Below are 21150 nucleotides of genomic sequence, written 5' to 3' on the forward strand. Positions count from 1 at the left end.
CCCCCCCCCCCCCCCGCCGCCCCCGCCGCGCGAAACCCCTCCGGGCACGCCGACGGGCCGCGCGGCACGTGCCGCGCGGCCCTGAGCTCGAATCAGAGCGCGGCGACCCCCGCGAGAGCCCCGGCATGCCGCACGACGTCGTCGGCCGCGAAGCGCTCGGGCTCGACCCCGCCGGCCCCCGACACCCGGAACACCGCGCTCTCCCCCGCGAGCAGCGTCACCAGCCCCCGGTCGACCGCGGCCCGAGGTGCGGCCCGATCGACGAGCAGCGTGACGTCGCGGGCGTACGCCGACGCCGTCACGGTGACGAGCACGTCGCCGTCCGAGTCCTCCGAGCGCACGGCCGACGCCGTGACCGCCCCCGGATCCAGCCGCTGCCCCACGACCTCGGCGGCGTTCCAGACGGCGCGCCCGGCCCCGAACCCGTCGAGGTCGACGACGAGCACCTCGGTGGCCGGGTCGAGGCCGGCGACGAGTTCGGCCGGCAGCAGCACGGTCGACGCGCCCCGCGCATCCACGGCCACCGGCACGTCGACGGCACCCCGGCCCGCACCAGCCCCAGCCCCAGCCCCAGCCCCCCAACTCGCACCAGCACCAGCACCAGCACCCGCGCCCGCGCCCGCCCCCGAGTCGCGCTCGAGCGGCACCACCCGCACGCGCGCCACCCCCAGCCACTCGGCGGCCGTGTCGTTCAGCAGCACCAGCGACAGGCCGGAGGCGCGGGGCTGGATCGTCGCCAGCCGCGGTTCGTAGGCGGCCCGCAGGGCGAACCAGAGCGGCTTGCGGTGCTCGTCGAAGTCGACGGCGGCCCACGAGACGACGGGCCAGTCGTCGTTCAGCTGCCAGACGATGGTGCCCGTGTTGAGCGGCGCCAGCGACCGGAAGTGCTCGACACCGAACCGGATCGCCGCCGCCTGGTTCAGCTGCGTCGCCCAGTGCCACTCGTCGATGGAGGTCGGCGTCGGCAGGTGCCCCCGCAGCCCGCGTTCGAGCTTGAGATTGCCGTCTTCGGCCTTCTGGTGCACGAGCATCTCGTGGCCGTAGGGCTCCATCGGCTCGTCGTGCACGACCGCGGCGAGCGTCGACCAGGCGGGCGGCCCCTGGAACCCGAACTCCGAGACGAAGCGAGCCGGGTACTCGGCGTAGGCGGTGTAGTCGCGGTCGTTCCAGACGTCCCAGATGTGCATGGTGCCGTGCCGATGGTCGTTCGGGTGCAGGTAGTCGCCGAACGAGTACGGGCTGCCGGGCGAGTACGGGCGGGTGCCGTCGAGCTCGGCGACGAGGCGCGGCAGCAGGGTGCGGTAGTACCCGTCGCCCCAGGTGCGCCCGGCCAGCGCGGCCCGCCAGCCCCATTCGACGAAGCCCCAGATGTTCTCGTTGTTGCCGTTCCAGATCGCGAGCGACGCGTGCCGGCTCAGCCGCGTGATCGCCTCGCGCGCCTCCGCCTCGACCTCGCCCGCCAGCCAGTCCTCCTCGGCGTAGGCGGCGCAGGCGAACAGGAAGTCCTGCCAGACGAGCACCCCGGCCTCGTCGCAGGCGTCGTAGAAGTCGTGCGACTCGTAGATGCCGCCGCCCCACACGCGCAGCAGGTTCATGTTCGCGTCGACGGCGTCGGCGACCCGGCGGCGGTACCGGGCGGCGTCCATCTCGGTGAGGAAAGCGTGGTCGGGGATCCAGTTCGCCCCGCGGATCTGCACGACCTCGCCGTTGACCGACACCGTGAACGGCGTGCCGTGGGCGTCGGGTGCGGTGTCGAGGGTCACGGTACGGAAGCCGACCCGCGCCTCCCACGGCTCGTCGGGCGAGGTGCTCAGCGTGACGCGGACGGGGTAGAGCGGCTGGGCGCCGTGACCGCGCGGCCACCAGAGCTCGGCGTCGGGCACGACCAGTCGCAGCCGCGCGGAGGCCTCCCCCGCCGTCACGGCCGAGGAGGCGCGGTGCCCGTCGACCTCGACGGTCACCTCGGTCGACCCGCCGCCCACACCCTCGCCGCCCGCCCACTCGAGCTCGACGTGCGCGTCGAGCACGCCGCCCTCGTCGGTGACGTCGACGAGCGGCCTGACCGACGCGATCCGCACCCCCGACCAGCTGTCGAGGCCGATCGGCTTCCAGATGCCGCTGGTCGCGACGTCGACGCCCCAGTCCCAGCCGAAGTTGCTGGCCGACTTCCGCAGCATGTTGAAGGGGTGGTGGTTGACGTGCGGGAGGGCGCCGTGCCGCTCGACCCGCGCCTCCACCTCGGTGACGGGGGCGGCGAATGTGATGGTGAGGCGGTTCGCCCCGGCGACCAGCGCCTCCTTCACGTCGAATCGGTAGCTGCGGTGCTGGTTCTCGGTCTCGGCGACGAGCACCCCGTTGAGCTCGACGCGGGCGACGGTGTCGAGGCCCTCGGCGACGAGATCGTGGCGGTCGGAGCCGTCGTCGTACCAGTCGAAGACCGTCGAGTAGCGCCAGACGGTGCTGCCGATCCACTGCTGGGCGGCCTCGGCGTCGCCGTCGAACGGGTCGGTGATGAGACCGGCGGCGAGCAGGTCGGTGTGGGCGCAGCCGGGCACGGTCGCGGGGAGGCGCGTGCCGGCCAGGCGGGCGGCGAGGTCGTCGGGGACGGGGCCGGAGACGGCCTCGAGTGTCCAGCCGTCGTGGAGGGGTGAGAAGACCATGGGTGCCCTTGCTAGGAGAGGTTCGGACGTCGGTGTCGCGCGCTCGCACTTTGTCAATCGACTTTATTAAGCCGTGCAGAGCCTACGATATCGCCAGGAGGTACGACATGGTCAACCCGCGTCCGCTGTTGGCGGTGCCCACGAGCCGAGCGCTCGCATTCGACCTGATCCGCTCGCAGGGGCCGATCAGTCGAGTGGAGCTCGCCGAGTCCACCGGCCTCACCCAGGCGACCATGTCGAACGTGGTGCGCCAGCTGCTGCTCGACGGACTCGTCGTCGAGTCGGGTCGTCGCGAGTCGACCGGCGGCAAGCCCCGTGTGCTGCTGACCATCGACCCACGAGCACGGTATGCCCTCGGGGTGCAGCTGGGTGCGGACTTCGTGACGGTGGTGTTGACGGATCTCGGCGGCGCCCTCGTGGGGAGGAGCCGCGTCGCCGGCGTCTGGGGGCAGTCGCCCGAGTCGGCCGTCGCGTGGATCGCCTCGACGGTCTCGGCCTTCCTGGCGTCGATCGGCGTCGAGGCCGACCGGGTGACCGGCCTCGGCCTCGTGACGCCCGGGCCGATCGACCTGACGACGGGCAGCATCCTCGGTGCGCCGCCGTTCGAGGAGTGGGCGGGTTTCCCGCTGCGCGAGGCGACGGCCGAGGCGACGGGTTTCGCGGTGATCCTCGACAACGACGCGACGGCTGCGGCGATCGGCGAGTTCTGGGGCGGTGCCGTGGGCGACAGCGCCGCGCACTGCACCGTGTACTTCGGGGCGGGGATCGGCGCCGGGATCGTGCTCGACGGGGCGATCTACCGGGGGGCGAGCTCGAACGCCGGCGAGCTCGGGCAGATGCGTTACCGGGGGCCGGGGCCGGTGGCGCACCGGGTGTCGGCCGAGCAGCTCGCCGGGCCGGTGAGCGTGGCGCTCGGGGCGCGGGCGGCGGTGGCGGCGGGGCGGGCGACGAGTCTGGTGCTGACCGACAACGAGGATCCCTTCGCCGACTTCACGCTGGTCGCCGAGGCGGCGGTCGAGGGCGATGCGCTGGCCGTCGAGCTGATCACCGAGTCGGCGGACCACCTGGCGAACGCGGTCGTGTCGATGGCGAACCTGCTCGATCTCGACTCGGTGGTGCTGGCCGGGCCGTCGCTGACGACCGCGGGGCCGCTCTATCTCGAGGTGGTGCGGCAGCGGATCGCCGACGACTTCTTCGCCAAGGGGCGGCACCGGGTGAGGGTCGAGCTGTCGGCCTACGTCGCCGATGCGGCTGCTGTAGGAGGCGCGGCGCTGGTCCTGCAGAGAGAGGTCGGGGCGCGTCGTGGGCCGGGTGGTGCAGGCGCGGGTGCTGGTGCTGGTGCTGCGGGTGCTGCGCCGGTGTCGCCGGCCTGATCCGCGCCTCCTCGGTGCTCCGGGGGAACTCCGGTCCAGTGGTCAGAAGATGTTCTTCATCGGCGCGAGAAGGACCACTTCCGACCACCGAAGCCCCACGCCAGTCTCAGGGTGGGCAGAAGACGCCCTTCGTCGGCACGCGAAGAGCATCTTCTGACCAACGCCGTCGCGCGCGGGTTCAGTCCGACGCCAGCGCCGACGCCGAGACCGCGGTCGCAGCCTGGTCCGCCCGCCACGCCCCGACGAGCGTGCCGATCAGCATGCACACGATGCTCACGATGATCCACAGCGCTTCGACGCCTTCGCGCAGCGGCACCGCCACGGGGACGAACGCGGCTCCCACGGCGAGCGCGCAGCCGATCGCGACGGGCACGAGGGCCGCGCGGTGCCCGGCGCGCCAGGTCTCGGCCGACTCCATCACGTGGCGGAACCGGATGCCGGCGAGCTGGTTCACGCCGAGGCGTCCACGGGCGGCGGCGAGGGTGGTGCCGAAGACGACGGCGCACCCGGCGAGGACGATGAACGGCACGACGAGGGGCATCCCTCCACGCTAGGTCACGCTCGGCGCGCCCGCATCCGTCGAGTGTCGTCCACGGGGTGACCCTGGTGACCCGCGCCTCCTCGGTGGGAGGTGCGGTGCGGCCCGGACTCACCGCTCACACCCCCACAAGGAGGCGCGGCGCCGGTCTCACCTGCGCCCCTAGTGTGGAGGAATGATCAAGTCCGAGAAGACCCTGCTCGTGTACGCCATCGTCGGGCTGGTGTTCGGCGCCGTGCTGCTCGTCTTCGGGCAGCCGATGGGCTGGCTGCTGCTGGTCGGCGGTCTCGGGCAGTTCGGCTTCATCTTCTACCTGAAGCGCAAGCGGCAGGAGGCCGAGGCGGCGAACGTCGCGCCCGCCGCCTCCGTCGCACCCGCGGGTCCGGTCGCGCAGACCGCGGCCGCCGACGCCGGGACGGACGCCACGGACTCCCCTGGCGCCTCGACCCCGCGCTGACCGGAGTCGCATTCGAGCTATTACGCATGGAGACGTAAGAGCGAATCCGCGAAGCCCCACCTGTCGCCGGCCACCGCACCCGCGCCTCCTGCTCGCTCGGAGGTCGGTCGTGTTCCGTCCCCGAGGACGACCTCACTGCACCCTGCGGACGACGCCCCCGCCGCCGGTTCTGCCTAGCGTCGAACCATGGCCCTCACCCACGCTCCCGCAGCCGCCGCCAGCACGCCCGCCCGGGCCGAGCCGCAGCGCCGCCGCTCGACGCTGATGTCGCTGCTCCCCTGGACGACGGCCTGGGGAGGCGCGGCCGCGTTCTGCCTCATCCCCATCGGCTTCGTCCTGTTCTCGGTGGTCGTGGAGCAGTCGGCAGAGGGGCTCGCCGCACTCGCCATGGTCTTCCCCGTGATGCTCGGCGGGGCGGTCGCCCTCTGGTTCTACGGCCTCGTCGCCGGCCTGCTCGCCGGCCTTCCGGACTGGCTGCTGCGCCGCCACCCGCGTCTGCGGCCGTTCGGCGCAGCACTCGCCGTCGTCGTCCTCACCGTGCTGGTCGCTGCGCCCTGGGTCGTGGCGAACAGCCGAGTCCTCGACCTGCCCCTGTCGGCGCCGACCACCCTGACGTCGACCGCGATCATCGCGGGGGCGACCGCACTGGCCACGCTGGTGGTCGTCCTGCTGCACGGGAGGCGCCAGCGCCGCCTCGAACGCGACTCGACTGGTCAGAAGATGTCCTTGCAGCAGCCCTGAAGAGCAGTTTCTGACCACTCGAGGGCGGCGCCACCGACGACGAGCGCCGGAGCCGAACCCGCGCCCGACCCCGCGCCTCGATCACCCCGAGGTCCGCCCCTGCCGCACGTACCGGTACACCGTCGGCTCCGACACGCGCAGCGCCACGGCCACCTGCGCCACCGCCCCCTTCAGCAGGAACACCCCCGCCCGCTCGATCTCGCGCACGGTCGCGATCTTCTCCTCGGGTGTCATGCGCTGCGGGTCGACTCCCCGTGCCGCCACGATGCGCGCGACCCCGTCGAGGGCGAGCTCGTCGACGTTCATGCTCAGCCGCTCCGCGACCAGGGCGGGCGACTGACCGGCGTCGCCCGCGCCTCCTCGGCTGGCGCCCTTGACCAGCCCGGTGGTCGCCGTGATCGCCTCGAGCAGATCGCGCGCCCGGGTCCGACGGACCGGTGGCCCTGTGGCATCCGCGGCTCATGCGACGCCGACGCAGCCGCCTAGGTGGCTGGCTGAGCTGAAGCGACCGGCGGTGTCGACGCCCGTCAGGTCACGGGACCGGAGCGACGACGTCCCAGCTCGCGGAGTACTCGAGCAGGAACATCGTGACATCCCGGCCGGGTCGGAAAAGGGTGCTGACCCCGAACCGCAGCCCTTGCGCTGGCGGAAGGGAGGCGCTCACCGCGATCCGCTGAGAGTCGACGTCCGGACTGTCGGTCGGTTCGGCGGCGATCTTCTGCTGCAGTTCGCGAACGCTGTCCGTCGGCAGGCCGATCGCCTCGAGTGCTTCCCGGTATGCGGCGACGCCGGCGTCCGTCCCCTCGACGGCGGGGGCGTCGACGCGCAACCCGAAGGTGCGTCCCTTCGGCACGAGGACCTCGCCGGTCGTCGGGCTGACGACTCCGTCGGGCGAGTCGAGCAGCTCGAAGATCACCTCGTTCGCGCGCGCGTCGACGGTCTTCCCTTCCGGCAGGAGGAATCGCACAGGGCGGCCGCCGCCGCCCGAGGAGCTGTAAGCGCCCACTTCGATGTCCGAGATCGACTCGTCGCTCGTGTCGATGCCGAAGGCCTCGGCGCTGGGTGACACGGTGAGGTCCCAGACCTCGACGCCGTCTTCGATCGTCATGGCGGTAGGTGCCGGGCCGTCGTGGCTCACGTCGAACTCGCTCACGTCGGGCCGGTCGGATGCACCCGGTGCCGACTCGGCCCCGGGTGCGCACCCGGCGAGCAGTCCCATCGTCGTCGCGACGAGCACGGCGGCGACGAGGCCGCGGGTGCTGGTGCTGGTGCTGGTGCTGGTGCTGCGAGTCATCGCCATTCGAAGTCCCCCGTGATCGACTGGTCAGAACATGCCCTTCGTCGACGCGCGAAAGACATCTTCTGGCCACTCGATCCTCCCGCAGAACCCGCCCCTCCTCCACTGAGCATGACTAGCCGGGCTACCGCGTGTCCGACCCGGCGCTGTCGAAGCGATGATCTCGAGCGTCTTCGGCGGTGCGATACAGCTCGCCCCAAGCCAGGATCTGGGGCTTGTCGGCATCAGACTCGAGCTCCTCGTTAGTACAGATGTAAACGAAGAAGGGGAAGGTAGCCGGCATCCAGATGTCGTCCCCGTCGAATCGATTGACCAGGAGGACCTCATCGATGCCCAATGGGTAGCCGACGTCCTGGCCCAAGGCAGCCGGGTCCAGACTCACGACTAGCGCATGGCGATCACCTTGCAGTGTCTCTCGCGCCCGGATGTCGCAGGCGAAGACTCCAGAGAAGCGCGCGCTGTCCAGCGACGAGAGGTAGAAATTTATTTCATTCATCCTTCAGAACTCCGGATTGACGCCGCTGACCCCGTCGACGCGGATGGCCCCGCTATCGATCCCGTTGGGGATTATGTACTCTGCTGTGCCGCCCGGGTGCCCGTCCAGGGGTAGAGCCGACCGCACGACTACGACTGAGCTGGGCTGCATCAACGTACCCTCGATGACGAACCTCCCCGAGTTCTCAGCCCCTCCGGACTCCACTCCGCCAGAGGGCAATCCGGCGGCGTCTCGGTAGTTGGACACGGACCCGGGATCCACGGGTGGCCACGACGCACCGCCTGGCAGAGCGTCGTCACCGTACACACGGTAGATCGTCTGCCCGGTCGTCGGCGTCGGCAGCATGTCCCCGAGTCTCGGCGTCGGCAGGTCGACTTTGGAGAGCACACCGCCGGTCGCCGTAGAGACGGCGGCACTGCTGACAGCAGTGCTCACCAGGCCAGCAGGTGTGACCGGTGCACCGCTGACGGCCATCTGAGTGGCACCTTCGACGGCGCCTTCCGCCGCGTTTGCCACCGCGTGCTTGCCCAAGAGGGGTCAAGGGTCGGCGCCGTATCAACTGGGACCTGCCGCCGGGTTGCAGCAGCTAGTCGGTCCGCGCTCTCCACGTCCTCGCGATGGCCTCCACAATGGTGCCGACTTCCTCGTGTTCCCAGAACGGCAGCACCGTCACGGGACTAAGTCGCGTTCGGTCCCACAGCTCCAGGGCTCGGCGCTAGAAAGGGCATCAAGTACTCGCGGAGCGCCGGGTCGACGACGTACACGTAGGTTCCGCGAATCCCGCGAGTCAGCAGCACGCCGTAGATGTTGAGGACGAACTGCCGGACTTCGGCGTCGGTGTACCGCCGTCCCAGCTGCTTGTTGTTCTCCACGCCCTTGACGTCGAAGTACGAGCTCCGATCGACCAGCATCTGACCCGTCGCCGCGTCGTAACGAAGATCGCCCCCGATGATGACGCCTGCGTAGTTCAGGTCGTAGCCCTGAACCGTGTGGATGGAGCCGACCTCCTCGAGTGCGTTCTTCGACGAGATCCAGTCCTTCGTCGTCCCGTTCCAGCGCAGACTGACGCCATCGATCTCGATGTCTGCAGCGGAGGGGTCCTTCTTTGACACCCACTTCCAGGCGTATCCGGCGACGAGGCGGGCCAGCCCACCCTCGGCGTCTCGTGCTCGGATCTCGCGATGCATCTCCCCCAGATCGTCGAACATGCGGAGGTCGTAACCGTCGAACTTCTGAGGAGCAGGTCGGTCGACCTGCGGGGTCCGACCGTCGATACGCAGGACTCGTCGGACGTAACCCACGAAGTCGGCGCCCGCCTGGACCCGCATCTGCGTGGAGAGCCCGTAGTGACGCCCCTCGGAGCGAGCCGTGCGCAGGAGAGCTTGTACGGTCTCCTTCGAGAGGTCCGCCGGCCTCACACTCTGAGCGACGTCCACCAGCAGGATCTGATGGCGGCTCTTCGCGACGATCCAGTCCAGTTGCGTCTTGGACAGATCGTCGGCACCGAACAGTCGCGTGTTGATCTCGGGGAACTTCTTGTTCAGAACACCCGTGGACTGGTTCGCACGCTGGTTCAGACGATGAGCCTCGTCGACGACGAGAAGATCCCACTCCTCGTCCGACTGCCCGATGTCGAACGGGGTCATCACCATGCTCGGGCTGAGGCCGGGTGTCTTGCGGAAGACCTTCTTGATCGAGTCCCGAAGCGACTGCTGCGGGATGACCATCCCGACGCGCAGACCCGCGAGCATCTCGGCGTAGTCCCCGAGGAAGAAGTCCGAGAACAACGAGTCGCCGTCGATCTCCTCAGCGGACGGATCCGCGACGATGTCCATGAGCAGCTTCAGCAGGTAGACGGCGACGACGGTCTTGCCGGTCCCCGGCTGCCCTTCGATCACGAGGGTGCCCCCAGCCCCCTCTCGGATGTCGTCGAAGAGGCCTTCGAGAATGTCCTCGACGGCCGCCGCCTGATCCTGTGTCAGGGCCTTGAAAGGCGAGAGCTTGAAGAGATCGCTGTTCTCGATCTCGGGGATGGGCCTGGTGAAGACACCGTCCGCGCGAAGCCGGTTGACGACGCCGTCGAAGACGGAACGGTAGCGGTTCCGGTCGTAGTAGTTCGCAGCGGTGATGCCGTCGTTGCGATTCAGAACGCTGTACGAGCCGTCGGCGGAGAGCAGCTGGATGAGGCGCGACTCAAGGTCGAGGCAAGCCGACTTGTTGAAGGTCTCGTCGACGATGACGCGGATGCTGTCCAGCTGGCGCTTCTCGGGATTGGCGAGGTGCTGTCTGAGCCGGGCGACGGCGTTGCGGGTCTCCCCGACGTAGATGTCGCGGAGTCGTTCTTCCGGGTGCCGACCCGACTTCGACGCACTCGTCTGGTCGAGCACGTACACGACGGGCCAGTCCCTGTGCCTCGGGTCGAGAAGGCCCCAGACATCCACCGACTCCTTGTCGAAGGCCAGAGGCACGATCTCAGAGGGCGTCATATTTCTCGCTTCGTCCTCGGGCCTTCTCCACCGGGTACTTCCGCCGCGTCACCTCGAGCTTGTCGAGCACTATCTGATCCGGGTCCACCCCGAGCCGATCAGCCAGGAGGAGGCAGTACGTCAGGACATCTGCGAGCTCACCCTGGACAAGCGCGGGGTCGAAATCAGGCCCCCATTGGAAGCACTCCAGAAGCTCGCCCGCCTCGATGGCGATACTCCGAGAGAGGTTGTCCTCCGAATGGAATTGATCCCACTCACGTTCGCGCACGAAGGCGCGGACCGCGTCCTGGGCCTTAGTAGGTGCCATGACCGAACGCTAACAGCCGTCGACGAACTGACCACCTGCTCAAGTAGCGATTCTTGACGGCGCCGTCCGCCGGCCTGTCCGTTTCGCGCTCTCGCGGTGAGAGCGCGGCGGGGTGGCGTTGGCGAGCAGCACCTCCCTGGGGCTGATGCAGGTGGCGGTCGGTCTGCCGCGGAGCGAGGTGCTGGTCAGCAGTGCAGAGTTCCCATCGAACCTCTACGCCTGTTGGAGAGCCGAGGATGCGGGGCTCACCACGACCACTCCTGGATCGACGACACGCGGCCCGAATCAGTCGAACTGCTTAGCGCGAACGTCCTTCTCACGACGCCGGAGCCGTAGTGAGGCCACCCTTCTGGTCAGGCGACGACAGGAACCGACGGTGCGGTCGCCGCCGTGGCGCCAAGGCCATTTATTCGTGCCTGCACGATGGCTTGGCCGATGTTTCCGAGTAGGAGCATGAGCGCGTAATTACCGCCCGTGCCGAGACCTGTCACGGCGTTCATGCCCTTTGCGAGCGACCAGAAGTACCAGAAAGCGCCGAACGGGCACAGCAGCCACCAGGTGGTCATCGCAGCAGCACCGGCACGGTTGACTTCGCCTCGAGTCTTCGCGCACCACACGATCGAGTAGATGCCGAAGGTGATGAGAGGCAAGAGCAGGACAGCCGCCGCGGATCGTCGCATCAGCTGAGTATTTGTCGTCATCCGCACAAGCTATGGGCCAAGGAGACATAACACCTAGCCCCCTTACGGGGCCCTGGCCCACAAGGTCGGCCCATGGCGCGCCGATTCAGTGCAGCCTGTGCCAGACGGTGGACCATCAGATAACGGTCGTTCCGCCGAGAACTCGTCCGTTCGCAAGAAGGGGCATCGACTTCTTCCACCGTTGTGCCTTGTCGACATATCGAGCGTGGCGCCGATAATCATGCTCCATTGCGACAACCATCATTGTCGGGGGTGCTCAGTAGTGTCTCCTTGAGCAGCAATGGGCTGTTCATCGACAAAGGAGTCACCTATTTGAGTACCCGCTTACCATTCCATCGTGTTGACCGACCCCGACGTGCACCACGTCTTCAGCAACTGCCCCAACGGGCAACAGATTCCAGCAGCCAACAAGCGCACCGGAACCCATGATTGGCCGCTCTGCGGAAACTGCAAGCGCATGTAGCAATCCGGTGGGAGACGGCTGATGCCGTCTCCCACCTCGGCAAGTTGGTCCCGTCCTTCGAGCCGGCGATCTGAACTCAGATGCACCTGCCGTCGATCATTCGGTCATGCGGCCGGCCAGGTCGGCGCACTCTCGACAATCGCCGCGTCAACGACTTCGTCGTGAATCCTCTACTCTTTGGTACCGCGCACCCAGCGACTAGAGGCATCGGATGACTGACGAGAAAACTTCGTACGAGACCAGAACGATCCGCTCATTACGAGGCCTCGAAGCCCGTACGCGATCAAAATGGGAAGCCGATGGCTGGGAAGTAATCAGCGAGACACCGCGCGGGCTGAGAACAGATATCACGTTGAGGCGACCCAGACCACGACGCCCTGTTCTGCTCTACACCGTCGGCGGCGCAGTGCTTGCCCTCGCGATAGGTGCCATTGCTCTGGCCGGAGCGCTGTCGGGAGACGCCCCTGAAGAGAATTCGTCGGCGGCCTCAGCGGAACCCTCTCGAACGGTCTCGAGACTGCCGACGCCTACGAGCGTCGATAGTCCGTCTCCCGTGGCGACCTCGACTGCTGTCGCGAAGGACAGAGATGCAGAATTCAAGGCCCTCCTGAACCTTGGTGACTACTGCGATCCCTCCATAGCGTTGTTTGCGGAAGCTCATGAAGACCAGATCGTCACCTTCGACGGCCACATAGCCGCATTGAACAATCATGGAAGCAGTACGACGCGGTACGACATCCTGCTTGGATCCGGCGACTTCAGCCCGACAACTGCTTTGGGGCCTGCTTTTCAATACCGTGACGTGAATACGATCAGTGATCTCAATTACTCGGCCAGGACGAACGATTCCGTCGGCGTGGGCACGAACCTACGACTCACAGCGCGCGTCGGTGACTTTGAACCCGAGTCGTGCCTCTTCCGGCTCGAACCCATCGAGACCACATTCCGCTGAAATCACGTCAGCTCGCCGAGCTGGGAACCAGCGCGATCCTGTCCGCCATGCCGCTCTCAATCGTCCTGACCGTCCGACCGACTCGTGAAACTCCTGAGTTGGCCTAACACCTCCTGCCGACCCGCCCCGGCCTGCCGCCCTGACACGGGCGCTCGGGCCGCCTCAGCGCCCCCAGCAACGCACTCCCCCGCACTATCGCAGCGACAGCGACTCATTCGGTCGAAGATCGGCATGCACCATCGCCTGTCTATACGTCTCGACCATGTCGTCGAAGGCGTCCTGTCTCTGCTGTGGAGCCAGGATGAACGCCCTATTGCTGGTGTGCCTAGTGTCCCAAGTGTGTATTCCTCGGTGTCGCACGAAGGGGCCGACGTAACGAGTCGATCTGAGCATCCGCACGGACCGGTGAGCATCACCGCCGTGGGCGACGATGGACACCACATTCGGACAGAGTTCGAGCAGGCGACGAAGGGCTTGCACTCCCTCTTCGATGTGTTCCACCGGCAGACCGTCTGGCATGCGGTCGTGGACGTACCAGGGAAAAGCGTTCCATGGCACGACGTGTTCCCTTGTCAGTCCAGCAGAGGCGTACACGTGCAAGAGCCGTTCGGCCGAGGCATCGTCATTCTGAACCGAGAGAAATCCCGAACCTTCAATGCCCCCTGCTCTCGGCCCTGGGTTCGAGGACAGCGACAGGACGCGTGCGGATGACGGGTCATAATGCGGGGCTATGTCCGGCATGCCCGGGAGTTCCGGGTGCTCGGCTCGGAGCCGACTCGCGAAGTCCTTGAATGGAAGCATCCGCTTCTCGGCCAGCGCAGCCTTCTGGCTTTCTCGATACGCCGGGTCTCTCATTCGTCGGGGGATCACGAGGATTCACACTATTGGAAGCATGGGGCGATGCTCTCGCGTCCTCGAGGGTCGACCCAGGTGATGCGCGTCTGGCTGCCTGAGTGGCTCGCTGACCGTGAGGGTGTGCTCGACAGGCTGGTCGCGGCCGTCCCGGCGCCGGTGGGCCGCTAGGCAGAGCGCTCGGCACCTGCCGGCGGCCCCAGAACGGGGTCGCCGCCACGGGTGACTGCGGACCATGTGTATGTGAGCATGGATCAAGGATTGTGCTCGGCGTATGCGCAGTCGGATCAGGAGAACGAACGTGGTGCACAACGGCTATGCGGTCATCGATTTCGAGACGACCGGGCTCTCACCTCAGCACCACCATCGGATCATCGAGGTCGGCATCGTCCACGTCGCTCCCGACGGCACAATCGAGGACTCGTACGAGACCGTGATCAACCCGTCTCGCGACCTCGGCCCGACTCATATCCACCAGCTGCGTGGCGCGGATGTCAAAGACGCCCCTCCCTTCGCCGACATCGCGCCGAAACTCGTCGAGCACCTCCGCGGCCGGGTGCTCGTCGCGCACAACGCCCGGTTCGAGACGACGTTCCTGCGTCACGAGCTCGCCAAGCTCGGCGTGACGTCTCCCATCACCGACGACGGCGCGCTCTGCACCATGAAGCTCGCGACCACATACCTGCCGGGGTCGGGGCGCAAGCTAGCGGACTGCTGCGCCGCGTTCGACATCCCGTTGGTCGACGCCCACGAGGCTCTGGCCGATGCGCGTGCCACGGCGCACCTCCTCAGCGCGTACCTCGAGGCGGGCCGTGATCAGAGCGCCTGGTGGGCGCAGTGGGGCGACTTCGCCGCGCAGGCTCCCTGGCCGGTGCTCACGACGGGCTCGTCCGCTCCCTGGATGTCCCGTCGTCGCGGACTCGACGTCGACGCTCCGGCTCTCGTGCGCGCGGGCCAGCCCAGCGCAGCGCTGGTCGGCGACGAGAAGTCGTTCCTCGATCGGACGACCGATCGTCTGCGACCGATCGAGGGAACAGGTCGAGAGCTCGACTACGTAGCCGTGCTCGACCGGGCGCTGTCCGACGGCTTCCTGTCGGTGTCCGAGAGCGAAGAATTGCGCAGCGTCGCCGAGGCCATCGGCGTCACCCCGACCCGTCGTGTCGAACTCCACCACGAGTACTTCGACGGGATCGTCGATGCGGCGTGGGCGGACGGCGTGCTCACCCCGGCTGAGAAGGCCGACATTGAGGCCGTGGCCATCATGCTCGACATCGCCGCTGGGCCGCGCCGCGCAGCACTCGAGTCGCGGGCGGCCACAGCGATCGTCGCGGAGACGGCACCCATGACGCGTCTGGCACCCGGCGATCTGGTCGTGCTCACCGGTGAGATGTCCGAACCCCGCGAGCGCATCGAGGCACTCCTGATCGCGCTGGGGGTCGTCGTGAAGGCCGGCATCACGAAGAAGACGTCCCTTCTCGTGGCCGCCGACCCCGACAGCCTCTCCGGCAAATCCCAGAAGGCCCGCCAGTACGGCATCCCGATCGTCGGCGAGGCCGAGCTGCGCGCCTTGCTGCGGTCTGCGTAGTCGGCCCGAGACCAGAGATAGTGCCCCGACGGCGACTCGTACCGTCGGTCCCGCCCACCACACACACCCCAGGAGTCACCGATGGATGAAGCGTTCGACGATGAGATCGAGATCATTCGAGACGACGACGGGATGGCCGTCATCGGCAGTGACGCCGCCGTGCAGAGTTTCCTCGAGTCAGAAGGGCTGGTGTCCAAGGACCTCGGGCTCGATCGACTGAAGCCTGTCCTGAGGGGCGCTGCGGCGGCAGCGCAGACCGGGTCGCAGATCGCGGGCTCCTCAGGGCGATGGGTGAAGCTGACCAAGGAGTCGGCACAGGCGATGAATCGCTTCCCTCTCATGAAGGGTTCGCAGGCGGGCTTGAGTCGCGGGGTGCTGACCGACAACGGCAAGATCACGGGACTCGTCCAATTCGCCGCGGGGAAGGGCACGCTCGTGGCCAACCCGGCGATCCTGGCGGGCGTGGGCGGAATCATGGCACAGGCCGCGATGCAACAGGCGATGGACGAGATCACCGACTACCTCGCCGTCATCGACGCGAAAGTCGACGACATCCTCCGGGCCCAGAAAGACGCCGTCCTGGCGGACATGATCGGAGTGGATCTCGTCATCGCAGAGGCCATGACCGTCCGCGGTAGCGTCGGGCGGGTCTCCGAGATCACCTGGTCGAAGGTCCAGGCGACGTCGATCACCGTCGCTCGGACTCAGGCATACGCGCTGCGCCAGCTCGACGCCATCGCAGAGAAGCTCGAAGGCACGACGAAGATCGGGGACCTCGCCGACCTCTCGAAGAAGGCCGAGACGCAGGTTCACGACTGGCTGGCCGTCCTGGCCCGGTGCTTCCAGCTCCAGGATGCCCTCTGCGTGCTCGAGCTCGACCGTGTCCTCGACGCATCGCCTGACGAACTCGATCAGCACCGCCTCGGGCTCAAGAATGCACGACAGAATCGCCTCGCTGTCATCTCCAAGAGCACGGAGCGCCTGATCAGTCGGATGGACGCTGCGGCGGGGATCGCCGGGGCAAAGGTCCTTCTCCACCCCGTGGCGGCCGGCGCTGTCGTCCTCTCCAGCAACCAGGTCGCTGCCGGAGTGGGTCAATTCCACCAAGGACTCGGCATCGAGGGCAGTCGGGAGTCGCTCGAGGCCAAGCGGTGGCTGTCTGCCGTCGCGGAGGTTCGAGACAAGGCCGTCGAGACCGGGACGACGGGCGTGGATGCCACCAGGCGCCTGGGCTCCGAGGGCCGAGACCGAGCACGTTCGATGACCGGGAAGCTCGCCGGTGGCATCGCCGACCGTGCTCGACGACGCCAGTCGGCCGAGAAGGATTACGAGGGCGACGACGCGGGCTGATCATTCGTCGGGGCCTGGGATACCACGATGCTCAGCATCACCGTCGCCAGGATCGTCAGCACCGTCGTCCAGAGGACGATCGCGACGGCCTGCCAGAGCGCGAACCGGCACGGGCGAGCCCTCCCACTCGATGAATTGCACCGCCCCGGCCAGTTCGACCCCGCCCCGCTGCACGATATTTGGCACCTGACCGACCGCTATTCGCTCTAGCAGAGGGGGCCGGACCCGCCGGTGCGGCGGGTCGGTGTCATCGGTGGCTGGTCAGCGCTGACCAGCCACCGATGACAGGAAACCGCCCCACCCGCTAGCAAGCACCTCACTCCCCCTCCGGGGCAGTGCCGTCTCTCGGGCGGCCAGCGCCTCGAAGGAACCGGTGCTGATCAGGCTGGCGCGATACAGCACCTCGCGCTGGGTGCCGTTGTAGAGCTCGCCGACGGACTCGGCGACGGTCGCCTCGGCCGAGGAGGCGCTCCCCCACGCCCGAGACCCCGGATCGTTCAACCACGAATACTTCTCGACCATCGCGGCGAGCACGGGCGCGTACTGCTCGCCGAGACGGCGGCGGTGGCGCGGTCGGTTTCGGCCGGCAGCTCGTCGCGGGCGATGTCGGCGGCGGAGCGCTGGGTGTTGACGAGCATCTGTAGCAGGTCGCGCATCGCGTCGTCGTCGAACACGCGAGACCAGATGAGGAGGAGCGACTGGTCCACAGCGCTCAGGTCGTGCCCCGCTTCGGCGAACCCCTCGGGCAAGGAAGCGCTGGTCCCGTGTTGCAGGATGGCGGCCAGTTCGCGCCGGATCCGTTGCAGGCGCTCGATCGTGGCGGCATTTTCGGCGTCGATGATGCGCAGGGCGCCATGGGGGTCGTTGTCGGTCGAGCCGATGATTTCGATCTGGGCGAGGGGAACGCCCAGCTCGGTCAGCCGGGTGATCTGCAGGAGGCGCACCAGGTGTCGCACCTCGTACTGCTTGTAACCGTTACCGAGCCGTTCGGACTCGTCGAGCAACCCAAGCTGGTGGTAATGACGAACGGCCCAAGCCGGCACACCTGTTGAACCTGCGGACGAGGTCGGTGTTGCGATCGTGGGCCGAGGCCAGTATCTCGCATCCACGCTGAATTAGTCGCCGGATCGCTGAAGTGCAGTTGCACACGTGGTGTGGGTGAGACACGTGCCGCTAGTCAAGCAACCACGCAGTCGTTGTCATTCGTACGCCGGCACCCTCGGACTGCATCATTTGGACGGACGAGATGAGGCCGAGCCCTGAAAACAGAGGATCGTCGAACTGCACGATCTCGCCTGGATGGTGGAAATTGTCCGCCTCAAATTGTATTGTTGCGGCATTAGGTCCTGGTACGAATTCCAGACCCTTCGTCAAGGCGACGGGTTCTGGCTGACCGTTAAAGATCAGGTGAGAGAGAGCGTCGATACAGGCGAGTTCGACGATCCGGTCGACCCTTTCGAACGCGCCCGCGAACGCATGAGCCGGACCGGTAAGCATCCCGATCCCTTCGGAGACTATTCGCTGCCGGTGCGCGTCGCGCGGAAGCGCGAGTTTCGATTCAAGAGGATCGAGCTCTGCTGGCGATAACCGTATCGCAATTTGGCGACGCGACTCCGAAAGCTGCTTCTTGTCGCCATCAAGGAGCTCTTCTTGACGCAACTCAAATTGTTTCCAAGCTTCCGTCTCTCGAAGTCGGCTGTGAAGAGCCACGACCGCTTCAACAAAAGCGGCGGGGTTCTTGACCCCGAGCGCATGCGGAATCTGCTCGCTAAACGGCGAATTCTGCATACCGCGCGCGTATTCCTCTTGACGCCAAGGGACTCCCCATGTGAATTCATTCGTGGTGCGGTGGGTACCGCGAGACAGCTGCGGTGCTTTGATCGAGGGATAGCCGGGAAGTTGAGCCCGAACCCATGCAAGTGTGCGTGTTGATGCCACATAGATTTTCTCTGCGTCTTGCATGAACTCCGCCGGCAGTTCAGCGCCCATCGCGCCAATGAGCGTTGGTAACCATTGAGCAATTTTCAACGGCTGCCGCATCTCACCTGAGAACATTGTTTTGAGTTGACCTAAACCATCCGTCCACATGAAATTCGCGCTAGACCTCACTGGTGAGGTAATGGTCTCCCTGAAGCGAATCACTGTCTCTGAGCTTTCCCATTGGAGTGCGAGGTCGCTCAACTCGGGCCAGAAACTCGACTGATTCAATGTTTGCTTTCCTGTTCAAATGTCAAAGCCAGTGAGCAATCGTGGTGTCACAGATTGCTTGCTTGACGGCCTGTGCGGCGGTGGCCGTCGCTGAAACCCGCAGCCGGACCAGAGCATCGGTTTGTCCATAGCTGCCCGCTGGCCCTTTAAATCTTGCGAGTTCCTCGAATCGAGCTGATATCCGGCCACTGGGTCGATAAGTCATGGGCCAGGGAGAAAACTCATTTCTGTGATCGTGCGTGACAACCATTTCAACACCCCGGTGCCCAATTGCGCTGAAGACCGCGAGCCGGAACTGCTCCGGAATTACTTCAGAAATAATCTTCTCTATCTCAAGCTCCGTGTCACGCGCATGCTTCTTAAGGTCACGTATAATACTCTCGGCATCCTCAGTTGGTGCCCGATCCGGCAGAACTTCCAACTTAGGCTTGAGCTGCTGACGAAGCCAGGAACTCCACAGAGTTGCGACGTACGAAGCGAGGTCGCCTTCAAGTTGGACACCACCAAGCCGGCGAAGCTCCTTCACGCCGTCCGTGGAGTTTAGGAAGCGGCTCGGCCCGGTCTGGATAGGCACCGCCCACGTCCGGCCCGCAGAGTCCGTAAATAGGCCCACCTCAAACGCCCTATCGAGCAGCACGCGTAGTACTTGAGCCACGTCCGTGGGCTTTGACGGAGGCGAGCCTACGTACTGGATATGTGCCAGACGAGGAATTAGCCCCGGAACATCCTTTGCTACATGAAGTACAAGCGGGGCTTGCAGCCCGCGCAACTCCCCTGCGAATCGCAAGCGCTCCTCATCCTGCTCTTGCAAAATGAGCGGCCAATCCACATACCCCAAAGCATGTGCCCTTCCGGCCAAGTAGTCGGCGAATGAGTCGTGGGTAGGGACGAGGATCTGGTCGAAGCCGATCTCCGTGACTAGTCCGGATCTACGAATCGATTGACGGACGTGATCAAGAGCACTCTCCGAGTCATCGGGAGATAGCTGAATCACAGCCTTGCGAAGCTCTGCGTTCCATCTGAGCGTGTCCGTCGCTCGCGTACCGTCGTTGAGCAGGCTCACGAACGCCAACCCGGCCGAAGCAAGCGTCAGCGCATAGTCTTCGGCGCCCACGCGTCTGAAAATCCGCTCAAAGAGTCGGCCATATAGTTCCGCACGCGAACCAAACGCGCCGCTAAAGTTGCGCTCGTCGAGTGCCAACCGAAACAGAAGTGGGACGTCAATTCCGCTACCCAGCTTGCGTCGGATCTCCGCGACAACGGCAGGCACGTCGCTCTCGGTTTCCATCACCGCGCGTGCGATCACTTCCTGATCATCGGATGACAGCCCAGCAAGCTCAACAATTTGAGGCTCAACTGTCGAGGGCAAAATTCCACGCATTGGAGCGATGTTGCGGCCGACTAAGACCAAATTGGGTCGTCGAGAGTGCTCCAACGCTATCGATGCGAGGTCCTCTGCCAACGCTTTGCGTGAGTCTCGCGAAATCTCGGAAGCTCCGTCAATAAGAAGAGTGGCCTGCGGGTCATCGAGGACTCCACGTGCTACTGGCATTGGTATGTGCCGACCAAGGCGGCGCTCAAGTTCAGCCTGGACTAGAGAAGCCAGGCGACCGGCACGGTACTCCTCCGCTCGAACGACAATCACGGTTTTCGAGGCGCTCGCAGCCGCAACACGTAACCATGCAGCTCCGGTTGACTTCCCGGAGCCGGTCGGGCCGGAGATGATTACTGGGACGTTACTGCCCAGCAGATCGTCAGCACTCATCGAGACGTCCTCACCAGGCGACCGACGGCCAGACTTTCGGCACTCGAACTGCGGAGCCACCACCGCTGAATCACGTGGATCACTTAGGACACAGCCAACGTATTCTCCACGAATGGCGTCTCCCCAAAGTTGCCCCCCGTTAGGACTCGCATCAATGTGGAGCAGGCTCGCTATTTCTTCTCGAGAGAGCAGGCGCTGGGATGCAACGTGTTCAGACGCTCGGGCGAGAATAGTGCGGTAGAAGGCATTCACGAGCGCCGTCGCTTGCTCGGTGGCGTCGCGGTCCGCTCTAATAGAGACCAATCGCGTTCGGACCTTCGCAACCGCCCGGGAGAAAAGTGCGTCATCGTCGGCGGAGTCCAGTACAACACGAGCTCGTTGGCCAAGTTCCGCGAGCTGTGCATTTCCCGCCATTACTTCGGACAAGCCAAGGCCCTCTTCGATCGCGTCGCTGGAGGTCTCTCTCGGAAGCGCTCCTGCCAGCCGAGCACCGATGCGACCGTTCGTCACAAACTCAAACCGCGTGAGCGGGTCCGGCTTTAGAGCTGCCCACCGGACTAGAATGCTGCGCACCTCCGACTTTGTCCACGCATAATCAGGGCCGCGGGTCTTAATCTGTTGAACGAGTCGCAGCACTCCACCTTTACCCATTACCTCCACGTCATACAGATCCTCAGCGCCTTCGACGCGTATGGCTGTAAAGTCGGCGTCATCCAGGCAGTCGAGTGCCGTGATTACTGAACGAATTGCTTGGTAATGGATACCTCGGACGGTGTCTGTTCCTGCCACCTGCACATTCTCGCACTGTCCTTGGCCTGTCGACCTCGCCTGGCCTCGCCCTTCGGTCGCCTGGTCCGCACCCCCACTTCTGCGCGGTATCCATGGGACTGGGGCGTCCGAATCCCCACGATGGTGTCGA

At 65.9% G+C, this 21150-nt stretch carries 21 protein-coding genes; 7 read left to right on the forward strand and 14 right to left on the reverse strand.

Annotated elements, in window-relative coordinates; genetic code table 11:
* Positions 1–92 precede the first annotated feature (92 nt).
* Entirely contained in the window at positions 93–2660 is a 2568-nt protein-coding gene (locus ACZ6JE_RS12980) for a glycoside hydrolase family 2 protein (RefSeq protein WP_464319212.1), read from the reverse strand.
* A gap of 107 nt (positions 2661–2767) precedes the next feature.
* Here ACZ6JE_RS12980 and ACZ6JE_RS12985 point away from each other — a divergent pair, with 107 nt between their 5' ends.
* Positions 2768–4033, forward strand: coding sequence for an ROK family transcriptional regulator (locus tag ACZ6JE_RS12985; RefSeq protein WP_464319213.1), 1266 nt, complete (start codon positions 2768–2770; stop codon positions 4031–4033).
* A gap of 178 nt (positions 4034–4211) precedes the next feature.
* On the opposite strand, the gene ACZ6JE_RS12990 is transcribed toward ACZ6JE_RS12985, so the two are convergent.
* Positions 4212–4574, reverse strand: coding sequence for an SdpI family protein (locus tag ACZ6JE_RS12990; protein WP_464319214.1), 363 nt, complete (start codon positions 4572–4574; stop codon positions 4212–4214).
* A 172-nt stretch (positions 4575–4746) separates the two neighbouring features.
* Between ACZ6JE_RS12990 and ACZ6JE_RS12995 the strand changes: the two genes are divergently transcribed.
* Together ACZ6JE_RS12995 and ACZ6JE_RS13000 are read left to right on the forward strand one after the other, a co-directional pair.
* Positions 4747–5028: a hypothetical protein gene (locus tag ACZ6JE_RS12995; RefSeq protein ID WP_464319215.1), complete on the forward strand. Its 282-nt coding sequence runs from the start codon at positions 4747–4749 to the stop codon at positions 5026–5028.
* A 186-nt stretch (positions 5029–5214) separates the two neighbouring features.
* Positions 5215–5769: a hypothetical protein gene (locus ACZ6JE_RS13000; protein WP_464319216.1), complete on the forward strand. Its 555-nt coding sequence runs from the start codon at positions 5215–5217 to the stop codon at positions 5767–5769.
* Between the two features lie 81 nt (positions 5770–5850).
* Here the strand turns inward: ACZ6JE_RS13000 and ACZ6JE_RS13005 are convergent, their stop codons facing one another.
* The 7 genes from ACZ6JE_RS13005 to ACZ6JE_RS13035 form a co-directional block, all read right to left on the reverse strand.
* Entirely contained in the window at positions 5851–6075 is a 225-nt protein-coding gene (locus ACZ6JE_RS13005; RefSeq protein WP_464319217.1) for a helix-turn-helix domain-containing protein, read from the reverse strand.
* 226 nt (positions 6076–6301) lie between these two features.
* Positions 6302–7063, reverse strand: a complete 762-nt coding sequence (locus ACZ6JE_RS13010) for a hypothetical protein (protein WP_464319218.1) — start codon at positions 7061–7063, stop codon at positions 6302–6304.
* Between the two features lie 127 nt (positions 7064–7190).
* On the reverse strand, positions 7191–7562 hold the full coding sequence (locus ACZ6JE_RS13015) for a hypothetical protein (RefSeq protein WP_464319219.1): 372 nt from the start codon (positions 7560–7562) through the stop codon (positions 7191–7193).
* Positions 7563–7565: 3 nt separating this feature from the next.
* Entirely contained in the window at positions 7566–7997 is a 432-nt protein-coding gene (locus ACZ6JE_RS13020; RefSeq protein WP_464319220.1) for a hypothetical protein, read from the reverse strand.
* A gap of 242 nt (positions 7998–8239) precedes the next feature.
* Entirely contained in the window at positions 8240–10048 is a 1809-nt protein-coding gene (locus ACZ6JE_RS13025; protein ID WP_464319221.1) for a DNA/RNA helicase domain-containing protein, read from the reverse strand.
* On the reverse strand, positions 10035–10355 hold the full coding sequence (locus ACZ6JE_RS13030; RefSeq protein ID WP_320478799.1) for a nucleotide pyrophosphohydrolase: 321 nt from the start codon (positions 10353–10355) through the stop codon (positions 10035–10037). Before ACZ6JE_RS13030 ends, ACZ6JE_RS13025 begins: the two co-directional genes overlap by 14 nt.
* A gap of 353 nt (positions 10356–10708) precedes the next feature.
* A complete protein-coding gene (locus tag ACZ6JE_RS13035) occupies positions 10709–11056 on the reverse strand; it encodes a DUF4234 domain-containing protein (RefSeq protein ID WP_464319222.1) in 348 nt (115 codons plus the stop codon).
* Positions 11057–11730: 674 nt separating this feature from the next.
* On the opposite strand from ACZ6JE_RS13035, the gene ACZ6JE_RS13040 reads away from it, so the two are divergent.
* Entirely contained in the window at positions 11731–12471 is a 741-nt protein-coding gene (locus ACZ6JE_RS13040) for a DUF4839 domain-containing protein (RefSeq protein ID WP_464319223.1), read from the forward strand.
* Between the two features lie 192 nt (positions 12472–12663).
* On the opposite strand, the gene ACZ6JE_RS13045 is transcribed toward ACZ6JE_RS13040, so the two are convergent.
* Positions 12664–13341: a uracil-DNA glycosylase family protein gene (locus tag ACZ6JE_RS13045; RefSeq protein WP_320478796.1), complete on the reverse strand. Its 678-nt coding sequence runs from the start codon at positions 13339–13341 to the stop codon at positions 12664–12666.
* A 283-nt stretch (positions 13342–13624) separates the two neighbouring features.
* On the opposite strand from ACZ6JE_RS13045, the gene ACZ6JE_RS13050 reads away from it, so the two are divergent.
* The 3 genes from ACZ6JE_RS13050 to ACZ6JE_RS13060 all read left to right on the forward strand — a co-directional run bounded on the left by ACZ6JE_RS13050 (position 13625) and on the right by ACZ6JE_RS13060 (position 16468).
* Positions 13625–14908: an exonuclease domain-containing protein gene (locus tag ACZ6JE_RS13050; protein ID WP_464319224.1), complete on the forward strand. Its 1284-nt coding sequence runs from the start codon at positions 13625–13627 to the stop codon at positions 14906–14908.
* Between the two features lie 81 nt (positions 14909–14989).
* Positions 14990–16258: a hypothetical protein gene (locus ACZ6JE_RS13055; RefSeq protein ID WP_464319225.1), complete on the forward strand. Its 1269-nt coding sequence runs from the start codon at positions 14990–14992 to the stop codon at positions 16256–16258.
* 27 nt (positions 16259–16285) lie between these two features.
* On the forward strand, positions 16286–16468 hold the full coding sequence (locus tag ACZ6JE_RS13060; protein WP_464319226.1) for a hypothetical protein: 183 nt from the start codon (positions 16286–16288) through the stop codon (positions 16466–16468).
* A 51-nt stretch (positions 16469–16519) separates the two neighbouring features.
* Here ACZ6JE_RS13060 and ACZ6JE_RS13065 read toward each other — a convergent pair whose 3' ends face one another.
* The 4 genes from ACZ6JE_RS13065 to ACZ6JE_RS13080 all read right to left on the reverse strand — a co-directional run bounded on the left by ACZ6JE_RS13065 (position 16520) and on the right by ACZ6JE_RS13080 (position 21020).
* A complete protein-coding gene (locus tag ACZ6JE_RS13065; protein ID WP_464319227.1) occupies positions 16520–16759 on the reverse strand; it encodes a hypothetical protein in 240 nt (79 codons plus the stop codon).
* Positions 16756–17367 carry a helix-turn-helix domain-containing protein gene (locus tag ACZ6JE_RS13070; protein WP_464319228.1) on the reverse strand — a complete coding sequence of 204 codons (612 nt, stop codon included), beginning with the start codon at positions 17365–17367 and terminating at the stop codon, positions 16756–16758. Before ACZ6JE_RS13070 ends, ACZ6JE_RS13065 begins: the two co-directional genes overlap by 4 nt.
* Positions 17368–17431: 64 nt before the next feature.
* Positions 17432–18346, reverse strand: a complete 915-nt coding sequence (locus ACZ6JE_RS13075) for a hypothetical protein (protein ID WP_464319229.1) — start codon at positions 18344–18346, stop codon at positions 17432–17434.
* Between the two features lie 142 nt (positions 18347–18488).
* On the reverse strand, positions 18489–21020 hold the full coding sequence (locus ACZ6JE_RS13080) for a hypothetical protein (RefSeq protein ID WP_464319230.1): 2532 nt from the start codon (positions 21018–21020) through the stop codon (positions 18489–18491).
* Positions 21021–21150 lie beyond the last annotated feature (130 nt).

This window comes from Frigoribacterium sp. AC759, assembly GCF_979256015.1.